The sequence below is a fragment of the Streptomyces calidiresistens genome (assembly GCF_014141525.1).
In the GTDB taxonomy this organism is placed as follows: Bacteria; Actinomycetota; Actinomycetes; order Streptomycetales; family Streptomycetaceae; genus Streptomyces; species Streptomyces calidiresistens.
On sequence record NZ_VKHS01001123.1, the window covers coordinates 1 to 1326 of the forward strand.

The window sequence follows — 1326 nt, forward strand, 5'->3', positions numbered from 1 at the left end:
GGAACGGGGGCGAGAAAGGGGGGAACGTGATCACAGGCGTGCCTCCAGACGGGGCCAGGCCGCCTCGCGGACGAAGCCGTCGGGGGCCCGGCGCAACGCGGGCGCCGTGCGGACGAGACCGTCCGGGCCGCGTTCGAGCAGGTGGATCCCGGTGACGCGCCGTCGTCCGTCGGACGGGTCGCGCCTCAGGTGGAGTACCAGGTCCACGGCGGCGGCGAGCTGACTGTGCAGCGCGGAGCGGGGCATTCCGGCCGCCGCCGCCAACGCCTCGAGCCGGGCGGGTACCGCGTCGGCGGCGTTGGCGTGGACCGTGCCGCATCCGCCCTCGTGACCGGTGTTCATCGCGGCGAGGAGATCGAGCACCTCGGCTCCCCGCACCTCACCGACCACCAGGCGATCCGGCCGCATCCGGAGCGCCTGCCGGACCAGTTCGGTGGTGCCCACCCTCCCCACGCCCTCCTGGTTGGCGGGACGGGTCTCCAGGCGCACCACGTGGGGATGGGCGGGGCGCAGTTCGGCGGAGTCCTCGACCAGGACGATCCGCTCACGGGGGTCGACGAGCCCGAGGAGACAGGAGAGCAGGGTGCTCTTGCCGCTTCCGGTGCCGCCGCTGATCAGGAAGGAGAGTCGGGCGTCGAGGAGGGCCCGCAGCAGGTGCTCGCCGCCGGGCGGGAGGGTGTCGGAGGCGACGAGTTCGGCCGGGGTGAAGGGGCGGTGCCGCACGACGCGCAGCGACAGGTGGGGGGATCCCACGGCGATGGGCGGCAGGACGGCGTGCAGGCGGGTGCCGTCCGGCAGGCGGGCGTCCACCCAGGGGCGGGCGTCGTCGAGGCGACGGCCGGCGGCGCAGGCCAGGCGTTGGGCGAGCCGGCGCAGGGCGGCGGTGTCGGGGAAGCGGACGGCGGCCCGCTCCAGCCCTCTCCCCCGGTCCACCCACACCTCGGAGGGGCCGTTGACCAGGACATCCGTGGTGCCCGGGGCGGACAGCAACGGTTGCAGGGGGCCGGCGCCCAGGAGGTCGTCGCGCAGGTCCCCGACGGCCGGGGGCAGTCGGTCGGCGGGGCCGGCCCCGCCGGTCGGGGCGGGGTCCCGGGACCACTCCTCCGCGATGCGGTCGCGGACCCGGTCCAGCAGGTGCTCCGGGGCGGTCATCGGTTCACCGGGCCTTCCGTGCCGGGGGTGCCGGGTTCCCGGGAGGAGTCGGGACGATCGGGGAACGCGTCGGGGGCCCGGAGCGCGTCGCCTCGGCGTCGCCGGCGGCGCCGGACGGTCGGTGTCCCCGGCGCTGAGGGGTCGTGCCCCGGGCGGCGGGCGGGGCCCGGGGTG

Annotated in this window: 1 protein-coding gene; it reads right to left on the reverse strand. The window is 76.9% G+C overall.

What is annotated here, in order from left to right; genetic code table 11:
- Positions 1-30 precede the first annotated feature (30 nt).
- Positions 31-1152, reverse strand: coding sequence for a TadA family conjugal transfer-associated ATPase (locus FOE67_RS25855; protein WP_182667245.1), 1122 nt, complete (start codon positions 1150-1152; stop codon positions 31-33).
- Between the last annotated feature and the right edge of the window lie 174 nt (positions 1153-1326).